At 70.3% G+C, this 22,125-nt stretch carries 18 protein-coding genes and 1 pseudogene; 8 read left to right on the plus strand and 11 right to left on the minus strand.

The window, feature by feature from the left end; all coding sequences use genetic code 11:
- Positions 1–59: 59 nt before the first annotated feature.
- The 5 genes from ABD466_RS27775 to purU are packed head-to-tail and all read right to left on the minus strand — an operon-like array spanning position 60 to position 5,965.
- Positions 60–665: a sarcosine oxidase subunit gamma gene (locus tag ABD466_RS27775; protein ID WP_344660134.1), complete on the minus strand. Its 606-nt coding sequence runs from the start codon at positions 663–665 to the stop codon at positions 60–62.
- Positions 655–3,546 carry a sarcosine oxidase subunit alpha family protein gene (locus tag ABD466_RS27780; protein WP_344660135.1) on the minus strand — a complete coding sequence of 964 codons (2,892 nt, stop codon included), beginning with the start codon at positions 3,544–3,546 and terminating at the stop codon, positions 655–657. The genes ABD466_RS27775 and ABD466_RS27780 overlap by 11 nt, the downstream gene beginning before the upstream one ends.
- Positions 3,543–3,821, minus strand: coding sequence for a sarcosine oxidase subunit delta (locus tag ABD466_RS27785; RefSeq protein ID WP_344660136.1), 279 nt, complete (start codon positions 3,819–3,821; stop codon positions 3,543–3,545). The genes ABD466_RS27780 and ABD466_RS27785 overlap by 4 nt, the downstream gene beginning before the upstream one ends.
- A 19-nt stretch (positions 3,822–3,840) precedes the next feature.
- Positions 3,841–5,058 (minus strand): sarcosine oxidase subunit beta family protein, encoded by a 1,218-nt coding sequence (locus ABD466_RS27790; RefSeq protein WP_344660137.1) that lies wholly within the window; start codon positions 5,056–5,058, stop codon positions 3,841–3,843.
- Positions 5,059–5,095: 37 nt separating this feature from the next.
- Positions 5,096–5,965: a formyltetrahydrofolate deformylase gene (gene purU / locus ABD466_RS27795; RefSeq protein ID WP_344660138.1), complete on the minus strand. Its 870-nt coding sequence runs from the start codon at positions 5,963–5,965 to the stop codon at positions 5,096–5,098.
- Positions 5,966–6,149: 184 nt separating this feature from the next.
- Between purU and betA the strand changes: the two genes are divergently transcribed.
- Positions 6,150–7,811 (plus strand): choline dehydrogenase, encoded by a 1,662-nt coding sequence (betA, locus tag ABD466_RS27800; RefSeq protein ID WP_344660139.1) that lies wholly within the window; start codon positions 6,150–6,152, stop codon positions 7,809–7,811.
- A gap of 62 nt (positions 7,812–7,873) precedes the next feature.
- Here betA and ABD466_RS27805 read toward each other — a convergent pair whose 3' ends face one another.
- Positions 7,874–8,884 (minus strand): M56 family metallopeptidase, encoded by a 1,011-nt coding sequence (locus ABD466_RS27805; protein ID WP_344660140.1) that lies wholly within the window; start codon positions 8,882–8,884, stop codon positions 7,874–7,876.
- A 105-nt stretch (positions 8,885–8,989) separates the two neighbouring features.
- The gene (locus ABD466_RS27810; RefSeq protein WP_344660141.1) at positions 8,990–10,027 is read right to left on the minus strand and encodes a cation diffusion facilitator family transporter; all 1,038 of its coding nucleotides are present in this window, start codon (positions 10,025–10,027) and stop codon (positions 8,990–8,992) included.
- A gap of 299 nt (positions 10,028–10,326) precedes the next feature.
- Here ABD466_RS27810 and ABD466_RS27815 point away from each other — a divergent pair, with 299 nt between their 5' ends.
- Positions 10,327–11,274, plus strand: coding sequence for a UTP--glucose-1-phosphate uridylyltransferase (locus ABD466_RS27815; RefSeq protein WP_344660142.1), 948 nt, complete (start codon positions 10,327–10,329; stop codon positions 11,272–11,274).
- 25 nt (positions 11,275–11,299) lie between these two features.
- Here the strand turns inward: ABD466_RS27815 and otsB are convergent.
- Together otsB and ABD466_RS27825 are read right to left on the minus strand one after the other, a co-directional pair.
- Positions 11,300–12,091: pseudogene (otsB, locus tag ABD466_RS27820) on the minus strand (trehalose-phosphatase); the annotation flags it as partial.
- Complete coding sequence (locus ABD466_RS27825) at positions 12,088–13,584, minus strand: alpha,alpha-trehalose-phosphate synthase (UDP-forming) (protein WP_425558757.1); 1,497 nt, start codon at positions 13,582–13,584, stop codon at positions 12,088–12,090. The gene ABD466_RS27825 and the pseudogene otsB, both read right to left, overlap by 4 nt.
- 238 nt (positions 13,585–13,822) lie before the next feature.
- Here ABD466_RS27825 and ABD466_RS27830 point away from each other — a divergent pair, with 238 nt between their 5' ends.
- On the plus strand, positions 13,823–14,641 hold the full coding sequence (locus ABD466_RS27830) for a sirohydrochlorin chelatase family protein (protein ID WP_344660144.1): 819 nt from the start codon (positions 13,823–13,825) through the stop codon (positions 14,639–14,641).
- 22 nt (positions 14,642–14,663) lie between these two features.
- On the opposite strand, the gene ABD466_RS27835 is transcribed toward ABD466_RS27830, so the two are convergent.
- A complete protein-coding gene (locus ABD466_RS27835) occupies positions 14,664–15,401 on the minus strand; it encodes a FadR/GntR family transcriptional regulator (protein ID WP_344660145.1) in 738 nt (245 codons plus the stop codon).
- Between the two features lie 232 nt (positions 15,402–15,633).
- Between ABD466_RS27835 and ABD466_RS27840 the strand changes: the two genes are divergently transcribed.
- The 4 genes from ABD466_RS27840 to ABD466_RS27855 are packed head-to-tail and all read left to right on the plus strand — an operon-like array spanning position 15,634 to position 20,018.
- A complete protein-coding gene (locus ABD466_RS27840; RefSeq protein ID WP_344660146.1) occupies positions 15,634–16,845 on the plus strand; it encodes an aminotransferase class V-fold PLP-dependent enzyme in 1,212 nt (403 codons plus the stop codon).
- A 58-nt stretch (positions 16,846–16,903) separates the two neighbouring features.
- On the plus strand, positions 16,904–18,217 hold the full coding sequence (locus ABD466_RS27845; RefSeq protein WP_344660147.1) for an ABC transporter substrate-binding protein: 1,314 nt from the start codon (positions 16,904–16,906) through the stop codon (positions 18,215–18,217).
- A gap of 2 nt (positions 18,218–18,219) precedes the next feature.
- Positions 18,220–19,185 (plus strand): carbohydrate ABC transporter permease, encoded by a 966-nt coding sequence (locus ABD466_RS27850; RefSeq protein WP_425558759.1) that lies wholly within the window; start codon positions 18,220–18,222, stop codon positions 19,183–19,185.
- Positions 19,182–20,018 (plus strand): carbohydrate ABC transporter permease, encoded by an 837-nt coding sequence (locus ABD466_RS27855; protein WP_344660149.1) that lies wholly within the window; start codon positions 19,182–19,184, stop codon positions 20,016–20,018. Before ABD466_RS27850 ends, ABD466_RS27855 begins: the two co-directional genes overlap by 4 nt.
- 52 nt (positions 20,019–20,070) lie before the next feature.
- On the opposite strand, the gene ABD466_RS27860 is transcribed toward ABD466_RS27855, so the two are convergent.
- Positions 20,071–21,240 carry a serine hydrolase domain-containing protein gene (locus ABD466_RS27860; protein ID WP_425558760.1) on the minus strand — a complete coding sequence of 390 codons (1,170 nt, stop codon included), beginning with the start codon at positions 21,238–21,240 and terminating at the stop codon, positions 20,071–20,073.
- A 245-nt stretch (positions 21,241–21,485) separates the two neighbouring features.
- On the opposite strand from ABD466_RS27860, the gene ABD466_RS27865 reads away from it, so the two are divergent.
- Positions 21,486–22,076, plus strand: a complete 591-nt coding sequence (locus ABD466_RS27865) for a hypothetical protein (RefSeq protein ID WP_344660150.1) — start codon at positions 21,486–21,488, stop codon at positions 22,074–22,076.
- The last annotated feature ends 49 nt before the right edge of the window (positions 22,077–22,125 follow it).

Below are 22,125 nucleotides of genomic sequence, written 5' to 3' on the forward strand. Positions count from 1 at the left end.
GGCCCGCGACATGTCGGTGAAGTACAAGGAGACCGCACGCGGCGGACTCGCGGTGAACGTCATCGAATGCTGATCGCCTGGAACTCCCCCATCGCGTCGAGCAGCCAGTCCGCCAGGTACTGCGCGAAGGAGCCCCGCACCAGCAAGTGGTAGGTGGGCTCGGCGCCCGTCTGATGCAGCACCACGTTGACCTTCGACAGCAGCGTCTGGGCACAGCTGCCGGGGCCGAACGCCCTCGGATGCAGGTCGAGCGAGCATCCCTTCTCCAGCACATCGCGAGCGGCCGGGCCGGACAGCTCGAGGGTCGTCCGGTTCGCGGACACGTCCACCAGCGACGCCTGCTCACCGTCCAGGGCGGCGCGCAGCAGCGCCGTCGTTTCCTGCGCGACCTCGGCCGGCCCGGTCACCAGCCACTCCTGCGGGCCCAGCCACAGCGACCGCAGGCCGTTCGCCTCGGAGACGGTGTTCGGCACCGTCGGCAACGGCGCGCCGAGGACGGCGGCGACCCGCTCGGCCCCGCCGCCCGATCCTCGTGACGGGTCGAGCTGGACGTTGAGCTGGGTCAGGAACGGCAGCTCGCGCAGACGCACATCTTCCGTCGCACGTTCCGCGAAACGCTCCGCGAAGTGCCCGAGCGGGCTGCGGCGCAGGGTGTCAGCCGTCACGGCGGGTTCCCTTCGGGTCGTAGAGGACTGGTTCAGCGATCCTGACCGCGACCGGCCCACCGGGCAGGGGCGCGTACACGGTCTGGCCGATCCGCTCCCGGCCGCCCTCGACGAGCGCCAGGGCGAACGTCCGCCCCAACGCCGCGCTGCGGTAGCTGGAGGTGACGTGCCCGAGGGCGTGCACGGGCCCGGTCCCGGCTTCGATCTCGGCGAGCGCCGACTCCGGAACCAGCTGGGCGCCTTCCGGCACCAGCTCGGCGGGGTCCAGCGGCAGCAGCCCGACCAGCTGCCGGCGATCGGCACGGGACGTGTCGGCCCGGCGGAGCGACCGCTTGCCGACGAACTGCTTGTGCTGGGAGATGATCCACTCCATGCCCAGGTCCCGCGGCGTCACCGTGCCGTCGGTGTCCTGCCCGACGATCGGGTAGCCCTTCTCGGCCCGCAGGACGTGCATGGTCTCGGTGCCGTACGGCGTGATGCCGAGCGGCTCCCCGGCGGCCATCACCGCTTCCCAGACCGCCAGTCCGTACCAGCTGGACACGTTGATCTCGTAAGCGAGTTCGCCGGAGAAGGAGATGCGGCAGACACGCGCCGGCACTCCGCCGGCGAGCGTCGTCTCCCGGGCCGTCATGAACGGGAACGCGTCGTTCGCCACGTCCAGATCCGGGGCGAGGACGGCGACGACCTCGCGCGATCGGGGACCGACCACAGCGACCGTGACCCATTGTTCGGTGACGGAGGTCAGGCGTACCCTCAGCTCCGGCCACTCGGTCTGGAGCCACTCCTCCAGCCAGTCCATGACGCCCGCGGCGTTGCCCGTGGTGGTCGTCAGGAAATAGTGGTCGTCGGCCAGCCGGAGCGTCACGCCGTCGTCGAAGACCATGCCGTCGGCCCGGCACATGATCCCGTAGCGGGCCGATCCGACCGCCAGTTTGGCGAAGCCGTTGGTGTAGACGCGGTCCAGGAACACTCCCGCGTCCGGCCCGACGACGTCGATCTTCCCCAGGGTGGAGGCGTCCATCACCGCGACGCCGTTCCGGGCCGCACCGCATTCCCGCAGCACCGCTTCGTTCATGTCCTCGCCGGGCTCCGGATAGTACCTGGGACGCTTCCACTGGCCGACGTTCTCGAACACCGCGCCGCGGCGCTCGTGCCAGGGGTGGATGGACGTGGTGCGCACCGGATCGAACAGCGGACCGCGCTCCCGGCCGGCGAGCACGGCGAAGGAGACAGGCGTGTACGGGCCGCGGAAGGTGGTCGTGCCCACTTCGCCCGGTGACCGGGCGCCGAGCAGCCGGGCGATGACGCCGGTGGCGCTCACACCGGAGGCCTTGCCCTGATCGTGCGCGGTGCCGATGGTCGTGTACCGCTTGACGTGCTCGACGGAGCGCATCCCCGCCCGGACGGCGCGCTGGACGTCCGCGACGGTGGCGTCACGTTGCAGATCGACGAAGTGCTCGTGCCAGACCGAGGGGTCGCCTTCCTCGCCGGGGACCAGCCACACGGGTCGCGGCGGGGACGGCGGCTCGTCGCCCACATACGGCGGCGCGGGCGGGACGGCGGCCTCGAACCCCGCGCGGGTGGCGGCCTCCGCCCCGGCGACGAAACCGCCGAGCAGGCAGCCGGCCAGGTCGAAGATGCCGTTCACGGCTCCGGCCACCGCCACCTGCTGGCCGCACCGGTCGGGGACGAAGGCGGCCAGTGCCTCGTCGTACCGAACCGTGCCCTGGGCCTGGCTCCACAGCTCCACCGCCGGGTTCCAGCCCCCTGATACGGCGAGCAGATCACATTCGAGCTCGCGGACCGGGCCGCGCAGGGAGTCGTCCGCGGCCAGTGCGGCGATCCGGACGGCCGACAGTCCGTCCTCGCCCCGGGTTCCCACGACCGCCGATCCGGCCACCACGGTGATCCCGGCTTCGCGGGCGGCGGCCACCAGTCCGGCGGGCGGCTCGGGGCGAGTGTCGACGACCGCGCGCACCGCCGTTCCCGCCGCCATCAGGTCCAGCGCCGTGGCGTAGGCGGAGTCGTCAGTGGTGAAGACGACGGCCCGGCGGCCGGGCAGAACCGCGTAGCGGTTGACGTAAGTACTGACCGCCGCCGCCGACATCACGCCCGGTCGATCGTTGCCCGCGAAGATGATCGGCCGCTGGTGGGCGCCGGTCGCCAGCACCACCTGCCGGGCCCGGATGTGCCACAGGCGCCGGCGGGAGACGCCGGTCGGCGGCGGCGGTGCCAGGTGGTCGGCGCGGCGTTCGACGACGAGCAGGTAGTTCTGGTCGTGATAGCCGATGGCGGTGGAGCGGGTGAGGATCCGTACTTCCTGTCCGGCGGCCAGTTCGGCCTGGACTTCGTCCACCCACTCCAGCGCGGGGCGGCCGCCGATCGTCTCGTGCCCGCTCAGCAGCGCACCGCCGAGTTCGGACTGGTCGTCCACGAGGACGACCCGGGCGCCGGAACGGCTGGCCGCGACCGCGGCGGCGAGCCCGGCGGGACCGCCGCCGACGACGAGGACGTCGGTGTGGACGTGTTTCTTGTCGTAGACGGCCTCGTCGGCCGAGGGGTCGAGACGGCCGCGGCCGGACAGGCCGGTCGCGGACAGACCGTCGTACAGTTCGACCGTGGTGGCGAGCTGCATCGGCTCCGAGCACGATCCGTCGATCTGGACCAGGGCGTTGGTCTCCTCGACACCGGCCGCGACGATTCCTCTCGGCCGGTCGCGGTACTGGCTGCGGGCGGTGTGCGACGTCCCGTTCGCCAGCAGGGCGGAGGCGAGGGTGTCGCCGCGCAGGCCGGTGTACTCGACGCCGTCATATGTGAAGCGGAGCACTGCGGAGCGGTCGACGCGTCCGCCTTCGGGGAGGCGGTTGGGATCGCCGGTCACGCGATCACCGGCTTCGGCTGGCCCGCGGGGTAGACGGCGAGGATCTGGTGGGTGGCGGTGTCCCGGAGCACGTTGAACCACCGGCGGCAGCCCGCGGCGTGTGACCACCGCTCGGCGAAGGGGCCTTTGGGGTTGGCCCGGACGAAGAGGTATTCGGCCCACTCGGCGTCGGTCAGGGCTTCGGGATCGGCGGGATGGGCGACGTGGGCCTGGCCACCGTAGTGGAACTCGGTCTCGTCGCGTTCGCCGCAATAGGGGCAGGCGATGAGCAGCATGTTCTCTCCCCTGAGATGGTCAGTGCGCCACGGCGGCGGCGCCGTGCTCGTCGATGAGGGCGCCGGTGGTGAACCGTTCCAGCGTGAAGGGCTTCGCCAACGGATGCGGGGTGCCGGTGGCGATGCAGTGCGCGTACACCCACCCCGACGCGGGCGTCGCCTTGAAGCCGCCGGTGCCCCACCCGCAGTTGAGGTAGAGGTTCTCGACCGGGGTCGCACCGATGATCGCCGAGGCGTCCGGGGTGACGTCCACGATCCCGCCCCAGGTGCGCAGGACGTGGGCCCGGGCGAAGATCGGGAAGAGCTCCAGGGCCGCGGCCATCTGGTGCTCGATCATGTGGAACGAGCCGCGCTGTCCGTACCCGTTGTACGCGTCGACACCGGCTCCCATGACGAGCTCGCCCTTGTGCGCCTGGCTGACGTAGACGTGCACATGGTTCGACATGACGACCGTCGGATGCACCGGTTCGAGCAGCTCCGACACCAGCGCCTGCAAGGGGTGGCTCTGGATCGGAAGCCGGAGGCCGGCCAGCTCCGCCAGGACGCTGGTGTGGCCGGCGGCGGCCAGGGCGACGGTGCCGGCGCTGATCGGGCCGCGGCCGGTCCGCACGCCGACCACGCGGTCGCCGTCCCGGAGGAACCCGGTCACCTCACAGCCCTGGATGAGGTCGACGCCGTACGCGTCCGCCTTGCGGGCCAGGGCCCAGGCGACGTGATCGTGCTTGGCGATGCCCGCTCGCGGCTGGAGGGTCGCGCCGAGGACGGGGTAGCGCACGTCGGGGGACGTGTTGACGATCGGGCAGAACTTCCGGACCTGGTCGGGGTCCAGCCACTCGGCGTCGACGCCGCCGAGCCGGTTGGCGTTGACCCTGCGGTTGCCCTCGCGGACGTCCTGCAACGTGTGCGCGAGGTTGAGCACGCCGCGCTGGCTGAAGAGGAAGTCGTAGTCGAGCTCCTCCGGCAGCCCTTCCCACAGCTTGAGCGCGTGCTCGTACAAGGCCGCGCTCTCCTCGCAGAGATAGTTCGACCGGATGATCGTGGTGTTGCGGGCCATGTTGCCGCCGGCCAGCCAGCCGCGCTCCAGCACGGCGACGTTGGTGATGCCGTGGTTGCGGGCCAGGTAGTAAGCCGTGGCGAGTCCGTGGCCGCCACCGCCGACGATGACCACGTCGTAGGAGCGCTTGGGCTCGGGGGTGCGCCACAGCCAGTCGGGGTGTTCGGGCAGGTGCTCGGGCATGAACGGGACTCCTGGAGGGTGCGTCAGAGGGCTGGCGTCAGCGGAAGACGACGGTGCGCGCGCCGTTGAGCAGGACGCGTCGCTCGACGTGCCAGCGCACGGCGCGGGCGAGCGCCAGGCACTCGGCGTCCCGGCCGGCGGTGACCAGGTCCTCGGGCGAGAAGGTGTGGTCCGCGCGGATGACCTCCTGCTCGATGATCGGGCCCTCGTCCAGGTCCGGGGTGACGTAGTGGGCCGTCGCGCCGACCAGCTTCACGCCGCGGGCATGCGCCTGGTGGTACGGCTTGGCGCCCTTGAAGCTCGGCAGGAAGGAATGGTGGATGTTGATGGCCCGTCCGTCGAGGCGTTTGCACAGGTCTTCGGAGAGGATCTGCATGTAACGCGCGAGGACCACCAGGTCGATGCGGTGTTCCTCGACCAGTGCCAGGAGCCGAGCCTCGGCTTCGGCCTTGGTCGCGGCTGTGACGGGCACGTGCTCGAACGGGATGCCGTAGGACGCGGCGAGGCCGGCGAAGTCGGTGTGGTTGGAGACGATCACCGGGATGTCGATCCTGAGCGTGCCGGCCCGCCGGCTGTACAGCAGGTCGTTGAGGCAGTGGCCGAACCGGGAGACCATGATCAGCAGGCGCGGCCGTTCGGCGGCGGCGTGCAGCTCCCACTTCATGCCGTGGGCGGCCGCGACGGGGCTGAAGGCCGCTCGCAGCGCTTGTGTGGTGGCCGCGGTGGCCACGCCGTTCGTGGGCGAGAAGTGGATCCGCAGGAAGAAGCGGCCGGACTCCCGGTCGCCGAACTGCTGGCTGTCGATGATGTCGCAGCCCTGTGAGACCAGGAACCCCGACACCGCGTGCACGATGCCGGGATGATCCGCACAGGTCAGCGTGAGAAGGAACCCGTCGCCGTCCGTCAAGGTGCCGCCTCCAAGCTGTCTCGGATTACGCACAGTGTTGCGTAGAGGGCAACAGTTCGCAAGGGTCCGAAAGCCTTGACGGAAGGTGAAGCCGGAGTGAAACTGTTGCGCAACACGGTTCTAGTTTCATATAGCGAAACTTGCGTTCCCGGATGCCGACGGCTCTAGTTCTGGCAGGAGAACCATGTCCCCGCACTATGACTTCATCATCGTCGGCGGAGGCTCAGCGGGTTGCGCGCTCGCCTCCCGGCTCAGCTCCGATCCCGCCCACCGCGTGCTGGTCCTGGAAGCGGGGCGGCCAGACTACCCGTGGGACGTCTTCATCCACATGCCCGCCGCCCTGACCTTCCCGATAGGCAGCCGGTTCTACGACTGGCAGTACGAGTCCGAGCCGGAACCCCACATGAACGGGCGCCGCATCTACCACGCGCGCGGCAAGGTGCTCGGCGGGTCCAGCAGCATCAACGGCATGATCTTCCAGCGCGGCAATCCCCTCGACTACGAGCGCTGGGCCGCGGACCCGGGCATGAAGGAGTGGGACTACGCCCACTGCCTTCCGTACTTCAAGCGCATGGAGAACTGCCTCGCCGACAAGGACGGTGTCTTCCGCGGCCACGACGGGCCGCTCGTGCTGGAGCGCGGCCCGGTCGCCAACCCGCTGTTCTCCGCGTTCTTCGAGGCCGTCCAGCAGGCGGGCTATCCGCTCACCGACGACGTCAACGGGTACCGGCAGGAAGGCTTCGCGGCGTTCGACCGCAACGTCCGCCGGGGGCGCCGGCTGAGCGCGGCCCGCGCCTACCTGCACCCGGTCCTCGGACGTCCCAACCTCGAGGTCCGCACGCGAGCCCTGGTGCACCGGGTGCTGTTCGACGGCAAGCGGGCGGTCGGCGTCGAGTTCAGCCGCCGGAAGGGGGCACCGGAGCAGGCCAGGGCCGGCAAGGTGATCCTCTGCGGCGGTGCGATCAACACACCGCAGCTCCTTCAGCTCTCGGGGGTCGGCGACTCCGAGGAACTCAGGGCCCTCGGTATCGAGACCGTTCAGCACCTGCCCGGCGTCGGGGAGAACCTCCAGGACCACCTGGAGGTCTACGTCCAGCACGCGTGCAAGCAACCGGTGTCCATGCAGCCCGCCATGAAGATGTGGCGGCGGCCCTTCATCGGCGCGCAGTGGCTGTTCCTCCGCAAAGGGCCGGGAGCCACCAACCACTTCGAAGGCGGCGGATTCGTCCGCAGCAACGAGGACGTCGCCTACCCCAACCTGATGTTCCACTTCCTGCCGATAGCCGTCCGCTACGACGGCTCCGCCCCGGCCGGCGGCCACGGATACCAGGTGCACATCGGCCCGATGTACTCCGACGCCAGGGGCAGCGTCAAGATCACGTCGAGGAACGTCCGCGACAAGCCGGCGCTGCGGTTCAACTACCTCTCGACCGACCAGGACCGGCGTGAGTGGGTCGAGGCGATCCGCGTCACCCGGGACATCCTCGGCCAGCCGGCGTTCGCCGAGTTCAGCGACGGCGAGATCTCCCCCGGCCCGGCCGTCGAGACCGACGAACAGATCCTGGACTGGGTCGCCAAGGACGGGGAGACGGCTCTGCACCCTTCCTGCACAGCCCGGATGGGCACGGACGACATGGCCGTGCTCGATCCGGCCACCATGGCGGTGCACGGCCTCGAAGGACTGCACGTGGTGGACGCGTCCGCGATGCCGTACGTGACGAACGGCAACATCTACGCCCCGGTGATGATGCTCGCTGAGAAGTCCGCCGATCTGATCCTCGGCAACACCCCTCTGGAGCCGGACCACACGGAGTTCTATCGGCATCGGACGTCAGACGACTCGTGATCGGCCTCTGACCGGCGGGAAGCGCGCGGCCGCGGTGACCGTCCGGGACGGCAGGCGCACCCTCACCGCGGACCGTGCTGCGCTACGGAGACTGGTCGTCCTGACTGCGGCAAGCCGTCGTCGTGGTCCCGAGGACAGTGTCTGACGACCGCCATCGCCGACACCACGGCGAGCAGCACGGGGACCGCGGCCGTCGCGATGGCGATGACCAGACTGAGAACCCTGGTACGGCGCCGTAGCCGGCGTTCGGAGAGAACCAGCCTGGTCACGCGGGCGACGGCGGGCGGCAGGTCGCGGCTTCCCATGCCCAGGGCCGCGCCCGGCACGTGGCCGAGACCGATCACCGCGAGGGCGGATGCCACGGTGGCGGCTCCGGACTGCCGGGCGGCCGCGTCGTCGGCGATGAGCTCGACCAGGCGGCGGGTCTCGCGCTCGGTGTAGGCCAGAAGTCTGACGCCGGGGACGGCGCGGCGGACGGCCACCGCGAGCGCGATGACCAGGTGGTGCCTGCTGCGCAGGTGTGCGCGCTCGTGCGCCAGGACCGCGCGCAACTGGGGCGGGCTGAGCCGGTTCAGCGCTCCCGAGGAGATGACCACGGTTCCGGGGCGACCGGGAAGGCAGTAGCAGGCGGGCTCGGCGTGGTCGAGGATCAGGAAGCCCTGTTCGTGGTCCGGTGTGGCCAGGACGCGCAGGGCCTTGGCGTGGTGGCGGCGACGGCGCCGAGCCGCCCCGAAGGTGACGAGCAGGCTGTAGACGATCCGGATGGCCAGGGTGACCGCGGCCGCCAGCCCGAGGTCGCCGATCAGCGGTCCGACGGCCGACTCGTCGTTGATGGGGAGCTGGTCGGAGCAGGCGTCGATGCTGGGGCTGAGCGTGGTGAGCCGGTCGATGAGGGTCAGGCCGAGGGCCAGGCCGGCGGTGGTGGCGGCGATGAGGAACGAGCAGGACAGGATGTGCAGCACCGTCACGGTCAGGCGCGGCGTGCGGTCGGCCGGCCACCGGCGGTGCAGCACGATCGGGGCGTACAGTGCGACGACGAAGGCGTAGGTCCCCAGGATGAGCGCGGCGATCACTGCACAGGCGTCCGGTGACCGTCGTCGACGGGGTTTCCCCGTGTCAGTGTTCTCCCCCGCCGCGTCTGCACCACAGCGGCAGAATCCAACACCGGGGCATCGCCGTCAATGTTCGTGCGGGGTGGTGGTGTGCACCGGCCCGTGGGCGTCCTCGCCGTACCCGGGCTGGTCGTCCGGTGGACGGGTACTGATCTGAAGGACGTCGCGTTCGTCCTCACCGAGGTGGTCGACCTGCAAAGTGGCGTGGGTGATGCCGTGCCGGTCGCGCAGCTGCGCCTGCAGCGTCCTGCGCACCTGGTGGCAGTCGCCGCCGGGGACGACCAGCACGTGCGCGGACAGTGCGGCCTGACCGGACGTGATCTCCCAGATGTGCAGGTCGTGGACCTCCATCACGTTCTCGACCCTCGCCATCTGGTCGCCGACCGTGTCGGGATCGATCCCGGCGGGCGCGGCCTCCAGGAAGATGCGGCTGGCGGCGGTGACCAGGCCGATGCCGGCTTTGAGCATGAGGGCGACCACGACCAGGGAGGCGATGGCGTCGGCGCGGGAGAAACCGGAGGTGAGCACGATCAGGCCGGCGATCGCGGTGGCGATGAAGCCGTAGAGGTCGGTGAGGATGTGCTGGAAGGCGCCTTCGACGTTCAGGGACGTGCGGTTGGCGCGGGAGATCGACCAGGCGGCCGCGATGTTCACCACGATGCCGACCAGCGCGGTCGCCAGTACCAGTCCGCCGGTGACCTCCGGCGGGTTGACCAGTCGGCGGATCGCCTCGAAGGCGAGTACGGCTGACAGCACCAGCAGCGTGACGCCATTGGCCTGAGCGGACAGGATCTCGGCGCGCTTGAGGCCGAAGGTGTAGCCGCCGCGGGCGGGTCGGGCGGCCAGGCGCATCGCGAACAGCGCCAGGGCGATGGAGGCGGCGTCGGTGAGCATGTGCGCGGCGTCGGAGATCAGCGCCAGCGAATGAGCCAGCACGCCGATGACGACCTCGACGCCCATGAACCCGACGATCAGCGCCAGGCCGATCAGCAGCCAGCGACGGTCGGTGTCCGCGCTCACGCCGTGCGCGTGGCCGGGGGCCGGGCCGTCGTGGCTGTGGCTGTGCCCGTGCTCACGGTCGTCGTCATGGCCGTGGTCGCTCACGCCGTCTCCGTTCCGTCGCCCATTCGCCTCCGGCCCTCGAAAATCACATCGCAGAATCCGGTGATCCGATTCCCCGTGTCGACGACAACGGGCTCCCATTATCTCCGCAGGTCCGCGGCGATGCGAGCTTGGAGCAGCCCTCGTGTTTCGTGGTCGGCCGCCGCGCACGGCGGACGGCGTCGTGATCCGTCCCGGCCTTCACGCGTGTCGTGGCCGCGCTCCCGGCCGGGGCGTTGGTAGCCTCCGTCGTGTCGTGCCGGGCCGACCGGCGGTTCCGAGCTGATCCGGAGGACCTCGCCGTGGCTGTGACGATCCGCAGGGCGGTGATCCCGGCGGCCGGGATCGGTTCGCGGATGCTGCCTTTGACGAAGGCGATCCCCAAGGAGATGCTGCCGGTCGGTGACCGGCCGGTCATCGAGCACACGGTCCGGGAGCTGGTGGCGTCCGGGATCACGGACATCACCATCGTCGTGTCCGGTGGCAAGTCGCTGATCCAGGAGCACTTCCGGCCCAATCCGGCGCTCGTCGAGCAGCTGCAGGCCGCGGGGAAGGACGCCTACGCCCAGGCGGTCGAGGAGGTCGCGGAGCTCGCTCGCGCCGGCCACATCACGTACCAGGACCAGCACGGTCCTTACGGCAACGGCACCCCGGTTCTGAACGCCGCGCGCGGGCTGGGCGGGGAGGAGCCGATGCTCGTGCTGTGGCCCGACGACGTCTTCGTCGCCGAGGTGCCTCGCGCGCAGCAGCTCATCGCGGCCTACGAGGCGACCGGTTGTCCGGTGCTGGCGCTGATGCCGATGGACCGCTCGGAGTCGGAGCGTTACGGTGTCCCGGTCGTGCACGAGGACCTGGGCGACGGCTTGCTGAGGGTCTCGGGTCTGGTGGAGAAGCCCAAACCGGAGGACGCGCCCAGCGACTTCGCCGCGATCGGCGGTTACGTCGTCACCCCCGGGATCGTGGAGGAGCTGCACGCCGCCACGGTCCGGTGGGCACGGCACCGGATCGGCGAGGTGTATCTCACCGACGCGATCAACGCCTACGCCGAGACGCGCGCCGTGTACGGGCAGATCATCGCAGGGCGCTGGTACGACACCGGCAATCCGGCGGACTACCTGGTGGCGCAGTTCGCGCACGCCTTGGCCGATCCCGAGTACGGGCCGATCCTCCGATCGCTGGCCGCCGACATCGGCACGTCCGGCACCTCGGACACGTCGGACACGTCCGGCACGTCCAGCACGTCCTCGTGACCGGCGCCGCGCCCGGTCAGTCACCCGGTCGGTGAGTCTCCCCGGACAGCCAGGCGCGCCGTTCCGCCAGGAGGGAAGCCAGCATCGCCGCGACGTCCGCGGTGTCCGGGACGGAGTACTCGGCCAGGCTCTCGCCGCGTCCCACCTTCACGCCCACGTCCGGACCGCCTAGGCGGGCGAACGCCTTCTCGTCGGTGACGTCGTCGCCCACGAACAGCGCCGCTGTCGCGCGGGCCTGACGGCGCAGCATGTCCAGGGCTTCGCCCTTGTCGGTCTCGACCACCGCCAGCTCGATCACCGCCTTGCCCTCGGTGACGTACACACCTTCCCACTGCGCCGGGCCGGAGCGGACCGCTTCGAGCGCGGACTCGCCGACTGCCGGCTCGGCCCGGCGCACGTGCACCGCGACGCTCGCCGGCTTCGGCTCCAGGAACACACCGGGGGTTTGGCCGACGAGCAGTTCGAGGTCGGCCTCCAGCCGGCGGCGCAACGTCTGCGTCTCGCTATCCAGCGCATGGGCGAATCCCGCATCGAACTCGACGCCGTGGCTGCCGATCAGATGCACCTCGGCCGGCAGCCCGGACAGCGCGGCCAAGTCGCGCAGAGCCCGGCCGGAGATCGCGCCGACGGTCGTCTCGGGGAGGCCGGCCAGTGCTCCCAGGGCCCGCACGGACTCCGGACGCGGCACCGCTCGCGCCGGATCCTCGACGATCGGCGCGAGCGTCCCGTCGTAGTCGCAGACCACGAGCAGCCGGGGCGTGCGGGCGACGCGGGCGACGGCCTGCCGCAGCGGGGCCGGCAGCGACCCGGCGGTCACTGGAGTGCCTCCTCCGGCCCGGTCGCCGCTTCGGCGGGATGCAGGAAGTCGAGGAACGACCGCGCCCAGCGGCCCACGTCATGGGTCATCACCTGCCGGTGCAGGGTCCGCATCCTCGCCCGCTCCTCCCCCGGGTCCATGGTCAGCGCGTGTTCCAGAGCCCGCGCGACACCGTCCAGGTCATAGGGATTGACGAGCAGGGCACCGGCCAGCTCGGCGGCCGCCCCGGCGAACTCGGACAGCACCAGCGCGCCGTCGAGTTCGTGCCGGATGGCGACGTATTCCTTGCACACCAGGTTCATCCCGTCCCGCAGCGGCGTGACCACCATGACGTCGGCCGCGCAGTACAGCGCGACGAGCTCGTCCCGGTCCATCGACTGGTGGAGGTAGTGGACGATCGGGCGGCCGACCCGGCCGAATTCGCCGTTGAGCCGGCCGACCTGCTCCTCGATACTGCGTCGCATCACCTGGTACTCGCTGACGCGTTCGCGGCTCGGGGTCGCCACCTGGACCATGGCCACGGCCTCCGGGTCCACCCGCCCCGTGGCCAGCAGCTCGTGCAAGGCACGCAGCCGCACGTCGATGCCCTTGGTGTAGTCCAGCCGGTCCACGCCCAGCAGCAGGCGGTGGGGATCCCCCAGACCCGCCCGCAACCGCCGGGCGCGCGCGGCGGTCGCGGGCTCCCGTGCCAGCTGGTCGAAACCGGCGGCGTCGATGGAGATGGGGAAGGCTCCGACCCGGACCAGCCGGCCGTCGATCGGCACCGACCCGGGGCGGCTGCGAACCCTGACGGCCGCCTTCGTCGGTTCCAGACCGAGCAGCTGCCGGGTCAGCCACAGGAAGTTCTGGGCGCCCAGGGGCATCTGGAAGCCGACGACGTCGGCCCCCAGCAGCCCCCGCACCACCTCGGTCCGCCAGGGCAGCTGCATGAACAGCTCGACCGGCGGGAACGGGATGTGCAGGAAGAAGCCGATACGGAGGTCGGGGCGCTGCTCGCGCAGCATGGCCGGGACGAGCTGGAGCTGGTAGTCCTGCACCCAGACCGTGGCCCCGGGGGCGGACACCGCCGCGGCGGCGTCCGCGAAGCGCTGGTTGACCACGACGTAGCTTTCCCACCAGGTCCGCTCGTAGACCGGCGGGACGATGACGTCGTGGTAGAGCGGCCAGAGCGTGGCGTTGGAGAACCCTTCGTAATAGCTCCGCACCTCCGCGGCGGACAGCCTGACCGGATGCATCAGCAGGCCCTCGTCGTCGAACGAGGCCAGGTCCATATCGGCTCGGCCGGACCAGCCGACCCAGGCGCCGTTGCGGCCGCGCAAAAAGGGTTCCAGGGCGCTGACCAGACCTCCGGGACTCGGACGCCATCGCTCGGTCCCGTCGGCGAGCCGCTCCAGATCGACCGGAAGACGATTGGCCACCACCAGGAAATCCGCACCGCGCCCCGTCGTCGCTCCCACCAGCCGAACGCCTCTCGCCTCGGTACTTCCCGACATGTCCTCCGCAGGTTCCAGACTATGGAGCCGATTCTCGGCAGCTGAGGCGCGACCCGCATCCCCAGCCCGCGTGAGCCCGGCGTGCGGCCGTCGGCCGTTCGGCCGTTCGGTGCCGTGGCGCGGCGGGCACGGCGGCGGCATACTCACCCGTTTGTACGGCCGGTCGGGTGCTTTCGCAGCTCCGACGTTTAGCATGAACTGTGCCAACCCAGATCGAAGCCGACGGCAGGGAGCCCCTATGCCGCCCGAGAGCCACCGGAGCCTGGCGGTGACCCTGGCCGCGGAGGCCGCACAGGCCACCGTGATCCTCGTCGGAGGCCATGAGGGCGGCGCTGACGTGGATCTCGAGCCGCTCGCCGGGCACGGGCCCGTGTCGCGGTCGGTGCCGGGACGGCAGCTGGACGAGCTCGTTCATCAGACTCTTGACAGTACCCCGTGGCCGGTGTGCGTCGTGCCGATGACGCTGGGACGCGATCCCCAACTGGTCGCCGACACCGCCCGGACCCTCATGCGGCTGACCGGCGACGAGGTCGCCGGCCGGGTCGTGCTGACCGAACCGTTCGCCGACGCGACCCTGCTGACCGGATGGCTCCGGGTCGCGGTGTCCAGGGCCGCCGGGCAGCTCGGGGCGACGGATCTCGCGGTGCTGCTGACGGCGAACGCCGCCAACCGGTTCGACGACGCCGAGCTGTTCCGGATCGCCCACCTGGTCAAGTCCCAGGTCAACGTCCCGTGGGTGGAGGTCGCCCTCCGCGGCGGCGATCCCGACCTCGCCGCGGGCGTCGAACGCTGCGAGCAGTTGGGCGCACGCCAGATCGCTGTGATCCCCGCGGACTTCGGACCCGCGGTGACCGGTCCCGGCCTCCTGCCGGGAGTCGTCGACGGCGGGACGCTTCTGACCCCCGCCGCGGTCTCGGGCATGGTCGCGACCCGCGTCGACTCGGCGATGCTCAAGCTCGGCCGCGGCGACGACGGGATCGCCGCCGGTCTGGACGCCGACCACGAACACGGGCACGGCGGTGCCCCGTGGCACGAGACGAGCTGCGACCCCGACTGACCGAGCCTTCGCCGGCCGGCGGTCAGCCCCGCTTCGCGGAACCGGGCCCTTCCGCCAGCACCCGGAACCACTTCTCGGTGTGCGAGACGTGGGCCGCGGCGAGCTGCGCCGCGGTGGCCGGGTCGCGGTCGGCCAGGGCGCCGACGATCAGGCGGTGCTCCTCGTCGCTGCGGCGCTTGATCTCAGGGCCCTCGGGCAGTTCGAACACCTGGAACGAGCGGGCCCGGCCGCGGAACACCGCGAGCAGGGACTCCAGGGCGGGGTTGCCGCCGGTCTGGGCGATGACCGAGTGGAACTCGAAGTCGAGCTCGAAGTGGCGCTGCAACGACCGGGCGGAGGTCAGGTCCTCGATGGCCTCCATCTCCTCGGTCAGGCTGTAGAGCTTGCGTTCGGCGTCGCGGGTCAGCCGCGCGGCCGCCTGCGAGGCGACGTGGGACTCCAGGACCCGGCGGATCTCGTAGAGCTGGAGCAGGCCCTCGGCCGGCAGGAGGTCGACGGTCAGGGAGAGGCTGCCGATGATCTCCTCGGGACGCAGGCTCGCCACGTAGGTGCCGGAGCCGTGGCGCGCCTCGACGACCCGCAGGGCGGCGAGCATCCGGACCGCCTCACGCAGTGAGCCGCGCGAGACCTCCAGTTCCTCGCACAGGTCGCCTTCCAGCGGGAGGCGCTCGCCGGGGCCGATCTGGCCGGTGGCGATCATGCGGCGGATGCCGCTGAACGCGCGGTCCACGGCGGTCTTGGCCTCGGGTTCCGGGCTCATGGCCGGGCACCCCCTTCCCGTTCGCGGCGTCGACGGCAGACATTAAACACCAGCACGATGTCTTCGGAAGTCGTTAGACGACTTCGCCGGGGACGTGTCGCGGGCCTGCTCAGTATTCCAACGCTGGCCTGGTAAGTCCACCGTTGCCAGCGCTCCCGCGAGCTGCTAGCTTCTGCGATTCATTAGATGACTTTCCGATGTCGTCTGATGTCTTGCGAAGAGATGGAGCCCCATGAGCACGGCCGTCACCGCGCCCAAGCCGCTGTCCCTGCCGGACGGACGGCCCGCGATCAGCGCCTGGTCGCTGGACCCCGCCATCAGACACCTGAACCACGGCTCGTTCGGGGCGGTGCCGGTCGCGGCGCAGCGCGAGCAGGAGCGGCTGCGCGAGGCGATGCACGCCTCGCCGGTGGAGTGGTTCGCCGGGCTGCCGGCGCGGGTGGCGGCCGCGCGCGCCGAGATCGCCGGGCTGCTGCGCGTCGAGCCCGACGCCACGGTGCTGGTGCCGAACGCCAGTGCCGGCGCGAGCGTGGTGTTCGCGAACCTGACGGCGCCGGCCGGCGGCGAGATCGTGGTGACGGACCACGGCTACGGCGCCGTCACCATGGGCGCGCAGCGGCTGGCCCGGCGGATCGGCGGCCGGGTGCGGACGGCGCGCGTCCCGCTGGGCGCGGACGAGCGGACCGCGTTCGAAGCAGTCGCCGCGGAGCTGACCCCGGCCACCGCGCTGATCGTGCTGGACCACGTCACCTCGCCGACCGGCCGCCTGATGCCGGTCGGGGAGGTCGGGCGCGAGGCCCGCCGGTGCGGCGTCCCGCTGCTGGTCGACGGGGCGCACGCGCCGGGCATGTTCGACGCGCCGCTGGCCGGCGTGGACTGCGATTTCTGGATCGCGAACCTGCACAAGTTCGCCTGCTCCCCGCCCGGCGCGGCGGTGCTGGTGGCGCGTGGTCCCCAGCGCGACGCACTGTTCCCTCTGATCGACTCCTGGGGTGCGACGGCGCCGTACCCGGCGCGCTTCGACGCGCAGGGCACGCTGGACGCCACCGCGTACCTGGCCGCGCCGGCGGCGTACCGGTTCGTCGAGCGGACGTGGGGCTGGGACGTCGCCCGCGGCTACATGACCGAGCTCGCCGACTTCGGCGCGGCGGTCGTCGCCGCGGCGTTCGCGGCGCTGACCGGCCAGGAGCACGTGGTCGACGTCGGCATGCCGGCGCCGGCGCTGCGCCTGGTCCGGCTCCCGGACGGCCTGGCCCCGGACCGGGAGCACGCCGACGCCCTGCGCGACCGCGTCGGGCGCGAGCTCGGCGTCGGCGCGGCGTTCAGCAGCTTCGGCGGCGTCGGCTACCTGCGTCTGTCAGCCCACGTCTACAACACCGCCGCCGACTACGAGCACTTCGCCGAGCACTGCGTTCCGGTGCTCGCCGGCTGGGCCCGCGACTGATTCCCCGCAGTACTCCACCCCCGTAGTAGCACCTTTCTGCAGAGAAGAGAGGCACGTCATGAAGAGGAAGGTCATAGCCGCCCTCGGCACCGCCACCGCCCTGGTCCTGACCGGTTGTTCGTCGGGTTCGGGCTCGGGTTCGGCGAAGTCCGGCTCCGGCGGCACCGTCACGGTCCACATGGTGGAGAGCCTGACCAACCCCACCCGCACGGCGCTGCTGAAGACCCTCATCGGGCAGTTCGAGAAGGCGAACCCGACCATCAAGGTCGACCTGATCTCCCCGCCGACCGACACCGCCGACCAGAAGATCCAGCAGATGCTGCAGGCCGGCTCCGGGGTCGACGTGCTCGAGGTCCGCGACACCACGGTCGGGCCGTTCTCGACCAACGGCTGGCTCCACGACATGGGCCCGGACCTGGCGGGCTGGGACGGCTGGTCGGCCATGACGGACAACGCGGTCAAGGCCTCGAAGTACGTCAAGGGCAAGACCTACTTCGTCCCCTATGGCTTCTACGGCCTGAGCCTGTTCTACCGCACCGACCTGATCAGCCAGGCCGGCTTCTCCGGCCCTCCGGCCTCCTGGGACGACCTGCTGAAGCAGGCCAGCGCTCTGCAGAACACGGGCAAGCACCAGTACGGCTACGCGTTCCGCGGCGGCACCAACGGCAGCGCGAACGCCGTGCAGGCGATCGAGTCCTACATCGCCGACCGGGTCGACCCGGCCGACGCCTTCAAGACCACCGACGGCAAGACGATCTTCGCGGCGCCGGAGGCCCAGACCGCGCTGGACACCTACTTCAAGCTGTTCAAGCAGGCCTCGCCGCCGTCCTCGATCTCGTGGGGCTACCCGGAGATGGTCCAGGGCTTCTCCAACGGCTCGACCGGCTTCCTGCTCCAGGACCCCGAGGTGATCGAGACCGTCGGCCAGTCCAAGGCGATCACCAAGGAGCAGTGGAGCACCGCGCCGCTGCCGGTCGGGCCGACCGGCAAGACGGTCCAGCCGCTGGCCACCGCCGGCTGGGGCGTCGCGGCCAAGAGCTCGCACCCGGCCGAGGCCGAGAAGCTGATCGAGTTCCTGTCGACCGGTGAGGCCTCCACGACCTTCGACAAGCAGAACAGTTTGGTGCCGATCCTCAAGGCGGCCGCCGACGACGAGTTCTACAAGACCGGCGCCTGGGCCAGCTACGTCACCATGACGTCGCAGCCGGACAAGTACCTGGTCGTCAGCCAGCCCCGGGACGTGGCGTGGTGGACCGAGTGGCAGCACAAGGCCGACGCCGACGTGCAGAAGGTGCTGCTCGGCCAGATGACCACCCAGCAGCTGCTCTCCGGGTGGGACGCGTACTGGACCGGCAAGGCGGCCGGGAAGTGACGGTGTCCGCCGGCAAGGTGGCCGGGCGCCCCGAGGGGGGTGCCCGGCCCGGCCCCGCCGCCGCCGGCGGCCGCCCCGGCAAGCCGGCCTTCACCCTGCGCCGCGGCCTGGCCATCGCCGGCTACCTGGCCCCGGCGGCGTTGTTCGTCGGGGTGTTCGTGTACTACCCGATGGTCAGCGGCAGCCAGATGGCCTTCCGGCACTGGGATCTGAACGACCTCACCGACACCTCGTTCACCGGCTGGGGGAACTTCAAGGCCGTGTTCGACGACCCCGTGTGGGGCACCGTGTTGGTCAACACGCTGGTCTGGGTCGTGGGCTCGCTCGTGCCGCAGCTGGTCATCGGCTTCGCGCTGGCCCTGTGGCTGCGCCGCAGGTTCCGGTTCCGCGGGCTGTACCAGGCGCTGGTGTTCTTCCCGTGGGCGGTGTCCGGCTTCCTGATCGGGATCCTGTTCCGCTGGCTGTTCAACGGCGAGTTCGGGGTCGTCAACGACCTGCTGCAGAAGACCGGGATCAGCGACCAGCCGATCGCGTGGCTGGCCGACCCGGGCAAGGCGATGGTCGCGGTGACCGTGGCCAACGTCTGGTACGGCGTCACCTTCTTCGCGATCATGATCATGGCTGCGCTGCAGTCCGTGCCCGAGGAGCTCTACGAAGCCTCGGCGCTGGACGGCGCGGGCAAGGTCAGGACCCTGTTCCAGGTCACGGTCCCGTACATCCGCACGACGCTCGCCCTGACCGTGCTGCTGCGCGTCATCTGGATCTTCAACTTCCCGGACCTCATCTTCGGGATGACCGGCGGCGGCCCGTCCGACCAGACGCAGATCGTCACCAGCTGGATGATCACCACCACGCAGCAGGGCGACTACGGCAAGGCCTCGGCGCTCGGACTCATGGTGGTGGCCACGCTGCTCGCGTTCTCCGTCTGCTACCTCAGCCTGAGCCGCCGGAAGGGAGAGTCACTGTGATCAACAAGGAGACCCCCCTCGGCCGCCTCACCCGCGTCGGTTTCCTCGGCGTGTGGCTGGTCGTGACGTTCTTCCCGCTGTACTGGATCATCATCACGTCCTTCAAGGACCCCGGCGACATCTTCCGCTACCCGATCAAGTACTGGCCGGAGCACTGGTCGCTGGAGAACTACCGGGGACTGTTCGGGCAGGCGAAGTTCGGGACGTATCTCGCCAACAGCGTGCTGTGCGCGACGGCCGCCGCGGCGGTGGCGACCGCGGCGGCCGTGCTCTCCGGATACGTGCTGACCCGGTTCGAGTTCCGGGGCAAGGGCGCGGTCCTGCTGGCGTTCCTGGTGACCCAGATGATCCCGGCGTTCATCGCGCTAGGGCCGTTGTACCAGCTGATGACGGACCTCAACCTGGTCGACAACCGGCTCGGGCTGATCCTGGTCTACATCGCGGTGTGCGTGCCCTTCTGCACACTGATGCTCCGGGGGTTCTTCGAGAACATCCCTGTTGCCCTGGAGGAGGCCGCCATGATCGACGGCCTGTCCCGGCGCGCGGCGTTGTTCCGCGTGATCCTGCCGGTGATGCGCCCCGGGATCACCGCCGCGTTCATCTTCAACTTCGTGAACTGCTGGAACGAGCTGTTCCTGTCGGTGACCCTGATGAACAGCGACAAGAACCGCACCGTGCCGGCGGCGCTGAACGGCTTCATCTCGAGCTTCAACATCGACTGGGGGTCGATGTCGGCCGCCGCGGTGCTGTCGATCCTGCCGACGATGCTGTTGTTCGGATTCGCCAGCCGGCACATCGTCGACGGACTGACGTCGGGGGCGACCAAGGGGTGAGCACGGTCAGCACCGTCAGTACAAGTCAGCACCGTCGGTACGGTCAGTACGGTCAGCCGCACAGAGCGGCGTCCACGATCTGGTCCATGTGCTTCTGCGCTTCCGGCCCCGGCTGCGTGGTCACGGCGATGTTGAACGCACGGCCGTCCTCGGTGACGCCGCCCCGCGTCTCGTACCCGGTCATGCTGCCGCCGTGGCCCCAGTACACGCCGCCGCACGACAGTGGTGTGCTCACCAAACCCAGCCCGTACTTGGCCCCGGCGGGGAAGGGATAGTCCGCGTCCACGCCGGAACGCATCTGATCAAACTGCTCCTGCTTGAGGAGGTGGCCGGGTTTCAACAGCTCGGAGTAGAAGCGGTTCAGATCAGAGTCGGTGGACACCATCTGGCCCGCGGACCAGGCCCAGGAGGGGTCCCACTGCGTGGCGTCGACCAGCGGCGCACCCGGCGAGTCCTGGTAGTAGCCCTCGGGGTGGCGTTCGCGGATCGCCAGCTCGCCGGGATGGGGGAAGTAGGTGTGGCGCAGGCCGATGCGCTGGATGACCCGCTGGTCGATCTCGACGGGTAGGGCGTGGCCGGTGACCTTCTCGACGATCAGGCCGGCGACCAGGTAGTTCGTGTTGCTGTAGGCCCACTTCTCGCCGGGGCCGAAGTCGGCCTTGTGCTGCAGGGCGAGGTCCAGGAGGTCGCGAGGCTGGTAGTAGCGGATGTCGTCGCTGAGATATTTGCTGTAGTTGGGCAGACCGCTCGTGTGCTGCAGGAGCTGGCGGACCTTGATGGCGTTCCCGTCGATCCCGTCTCCGTGGACCATCCCCTTCAGATAGGTGTCGACCGAGGCGTCGAGGTCGATCTTCCCCTCGCCGGCCAGTTGCAGCACGACCACCGCGGTGAAGGCCTTGGTGTTGCTGCCGATCCGGACCTGCCCGTCCTGGGGCACCTTCGCGCCGGTGGCCAGATCGCCGACCCCGGCGGTGTACGTACGCTCACGGCCGTCGGGGCCGGTGAAGCTCGCGAGCGCGGCGGGCACGCCGTCAGTGCGGACCAAGGCGTTCAGCCCTTGCTGAATCGCGCTCTGCCGAGGAGCGGCGGAGGCGGCGGGCGAGACCAGGGCGTCCATCGCGATGACGCCCACGGCCATCGCCAGCGCGACCGGCACGGCGCCGCGCCGACCGGCCTTCTTGCGCTCGAACGAACCAGATCCCTGCCACAACTGCTTGTTCATGTGCATGCCTTCAGCATCTCCGGACGCGACCATGTGGGACGACCATGCTGACCACCCGGTTCGGGTAGGGCTGGCCACACCGCCCAGGCATGGCCGGCCCGCAGGCGGCGGGTAGCCCGAATGGCGTACCTGGGCACCGCTCCCGCGCAGGTCCCGGCACCGGAACGATGCGCCCGGATCCAGAGCCGACCCAACGGCTCTAGGGTGTTTGGCAAGGACTTTCGACTCCGGAGAGGAGCACAGCCATGGCGATCGGCGTCAGGCTGGATTTTCCGGCCGCCACGACCGACCAGTACGACCGTGCCTGCTCCCTGATGGGCCTCACGCCCCGTGGGGCGGGTCCAGCGGGCGCGCTGTTCCACTGGGCCAGAGTCGACGGCCCCGGCATGGTGATCACCGACGTCTGGAACAGCCGCGACCAGTTCGAGGAGTTCGCCCGGGACCAGATCGGGCCGTTCTGCCGGCAGGCGGGCATCATCGAACAGCCGACGACCACCTTCAGCGACGTCTACAACTACCTCACCGCCGGTGCCCTTTCCTCCACGATCACGCCCATCGCCGTGGTCATGGAGTTCCCGGGCGAGATGCGCCAGTACGACGAGGTGCTGGACCTGATGGGCTTCACCCCGCAGGGCCGCGGTGCGGACGGCGGCCTGTTCCACTGGGCTACGCGGACCGCCGACGGTGCGCGGACCACGGAGGTCTGGCAGGACCGCGCCACCTTCGACGCGTTCGCCGAGACGAACCTCATCCCGTACACCGCCAAGGCGGGTGTCGCGCCGGCCTCGTCGGTGACCGTCTACGACGTCTACAACTACTTCACCGCCGGTGCGTGACCGAGCGGCAGGAAAGCACGAGACGACGTGCCGTGAGCGAGGAGGTACG

It is taken from the genome of Catenulispora subtropica, from assembly GCF_039531675.1.
GTDB classification, from domain to species: domain Bacteria; phylum Actinomycetota; class Actinomycetes; order Streptomycetales; family Catenulisporaceae; genus Catenulispora; species Catenulispora subtropica.

Excerpts from the sequence above, each read along its gene's own strand:
- ABD466_RS27785 (WP_344660136.1), bottom strand. The coding sequence starts at position 3,821 with ATGCTGCTCATCGCCTGCCCCTATTGCGGCGAACGCGACGAGACCGAG.
- ABD466_RS27790 (WP_344660137.1), bottom strand. The coding sequence starts at position 5,058 with ATGCCCGAGCACCTGCCCGAACACCCCGACTGGCTGTGGCGCACCCCC.
- betA (WP_344660139.1), top strand. The coding sequence starts at position 6,150 with ATGTCCCCGCACTATGACTTCATCATCGTCGGCGGAGGCTCAGCGGGT.
- ABD466_RS27825 (WP_425558757.1), bottom strand. The coding sequence starts at position 13,584 with ATGTCGGGAAGTACCGAGGCGAGAGGCGTTCGGCTGGTGGGAGCGACG.
- ABD466_RS27830 (WP_344660144.1), top strand. The coding sequence starts at position 13,823 with ATGCCGCCCGAGAGCCACCGGAGCCTGGCGGTGACCCTGGCCGCGGAG.
- ABD466_RS27835 (WP_344660145.1), bottom strand. The coding sequence starts at position 15,401 with ATGAGCCCGGAACCCGAGGCCAAGACCGCCGTGGACCGCGCGTTCAGC.
- ABD466_RS27840 (WP_344660146.1), top strand. The coding sequence starts at position 15,634 with ATGAGCACGGCCGTCACCGCGCCCAAGCCGCTGTCCCTGCCGGACGGA.
- ABD466_RS27845 (WP_344660147.1), top strand. The coding sequence starts at position 16,904 with ATGAAGAGGAAGGTCATAGCCGCCCTCGGCACCGCCACCGCCCTGGTC.
- ABD466_RS27860 (WP_425558760.1), bottom strand. The coding sequence starts at position 21,240 with ATGAACAAGCAGTTGTGGCAGGGATCTGGTTCGTTCGAGCGCAAGAAG.
- ABD466_RS27865 (WP_344660150.1), top strand. The coding sequence starts at position 21,486 with ATGGCGATCGGCGTCAGGCTGGATTTTCCGGCCGCCACGACCGACCAG.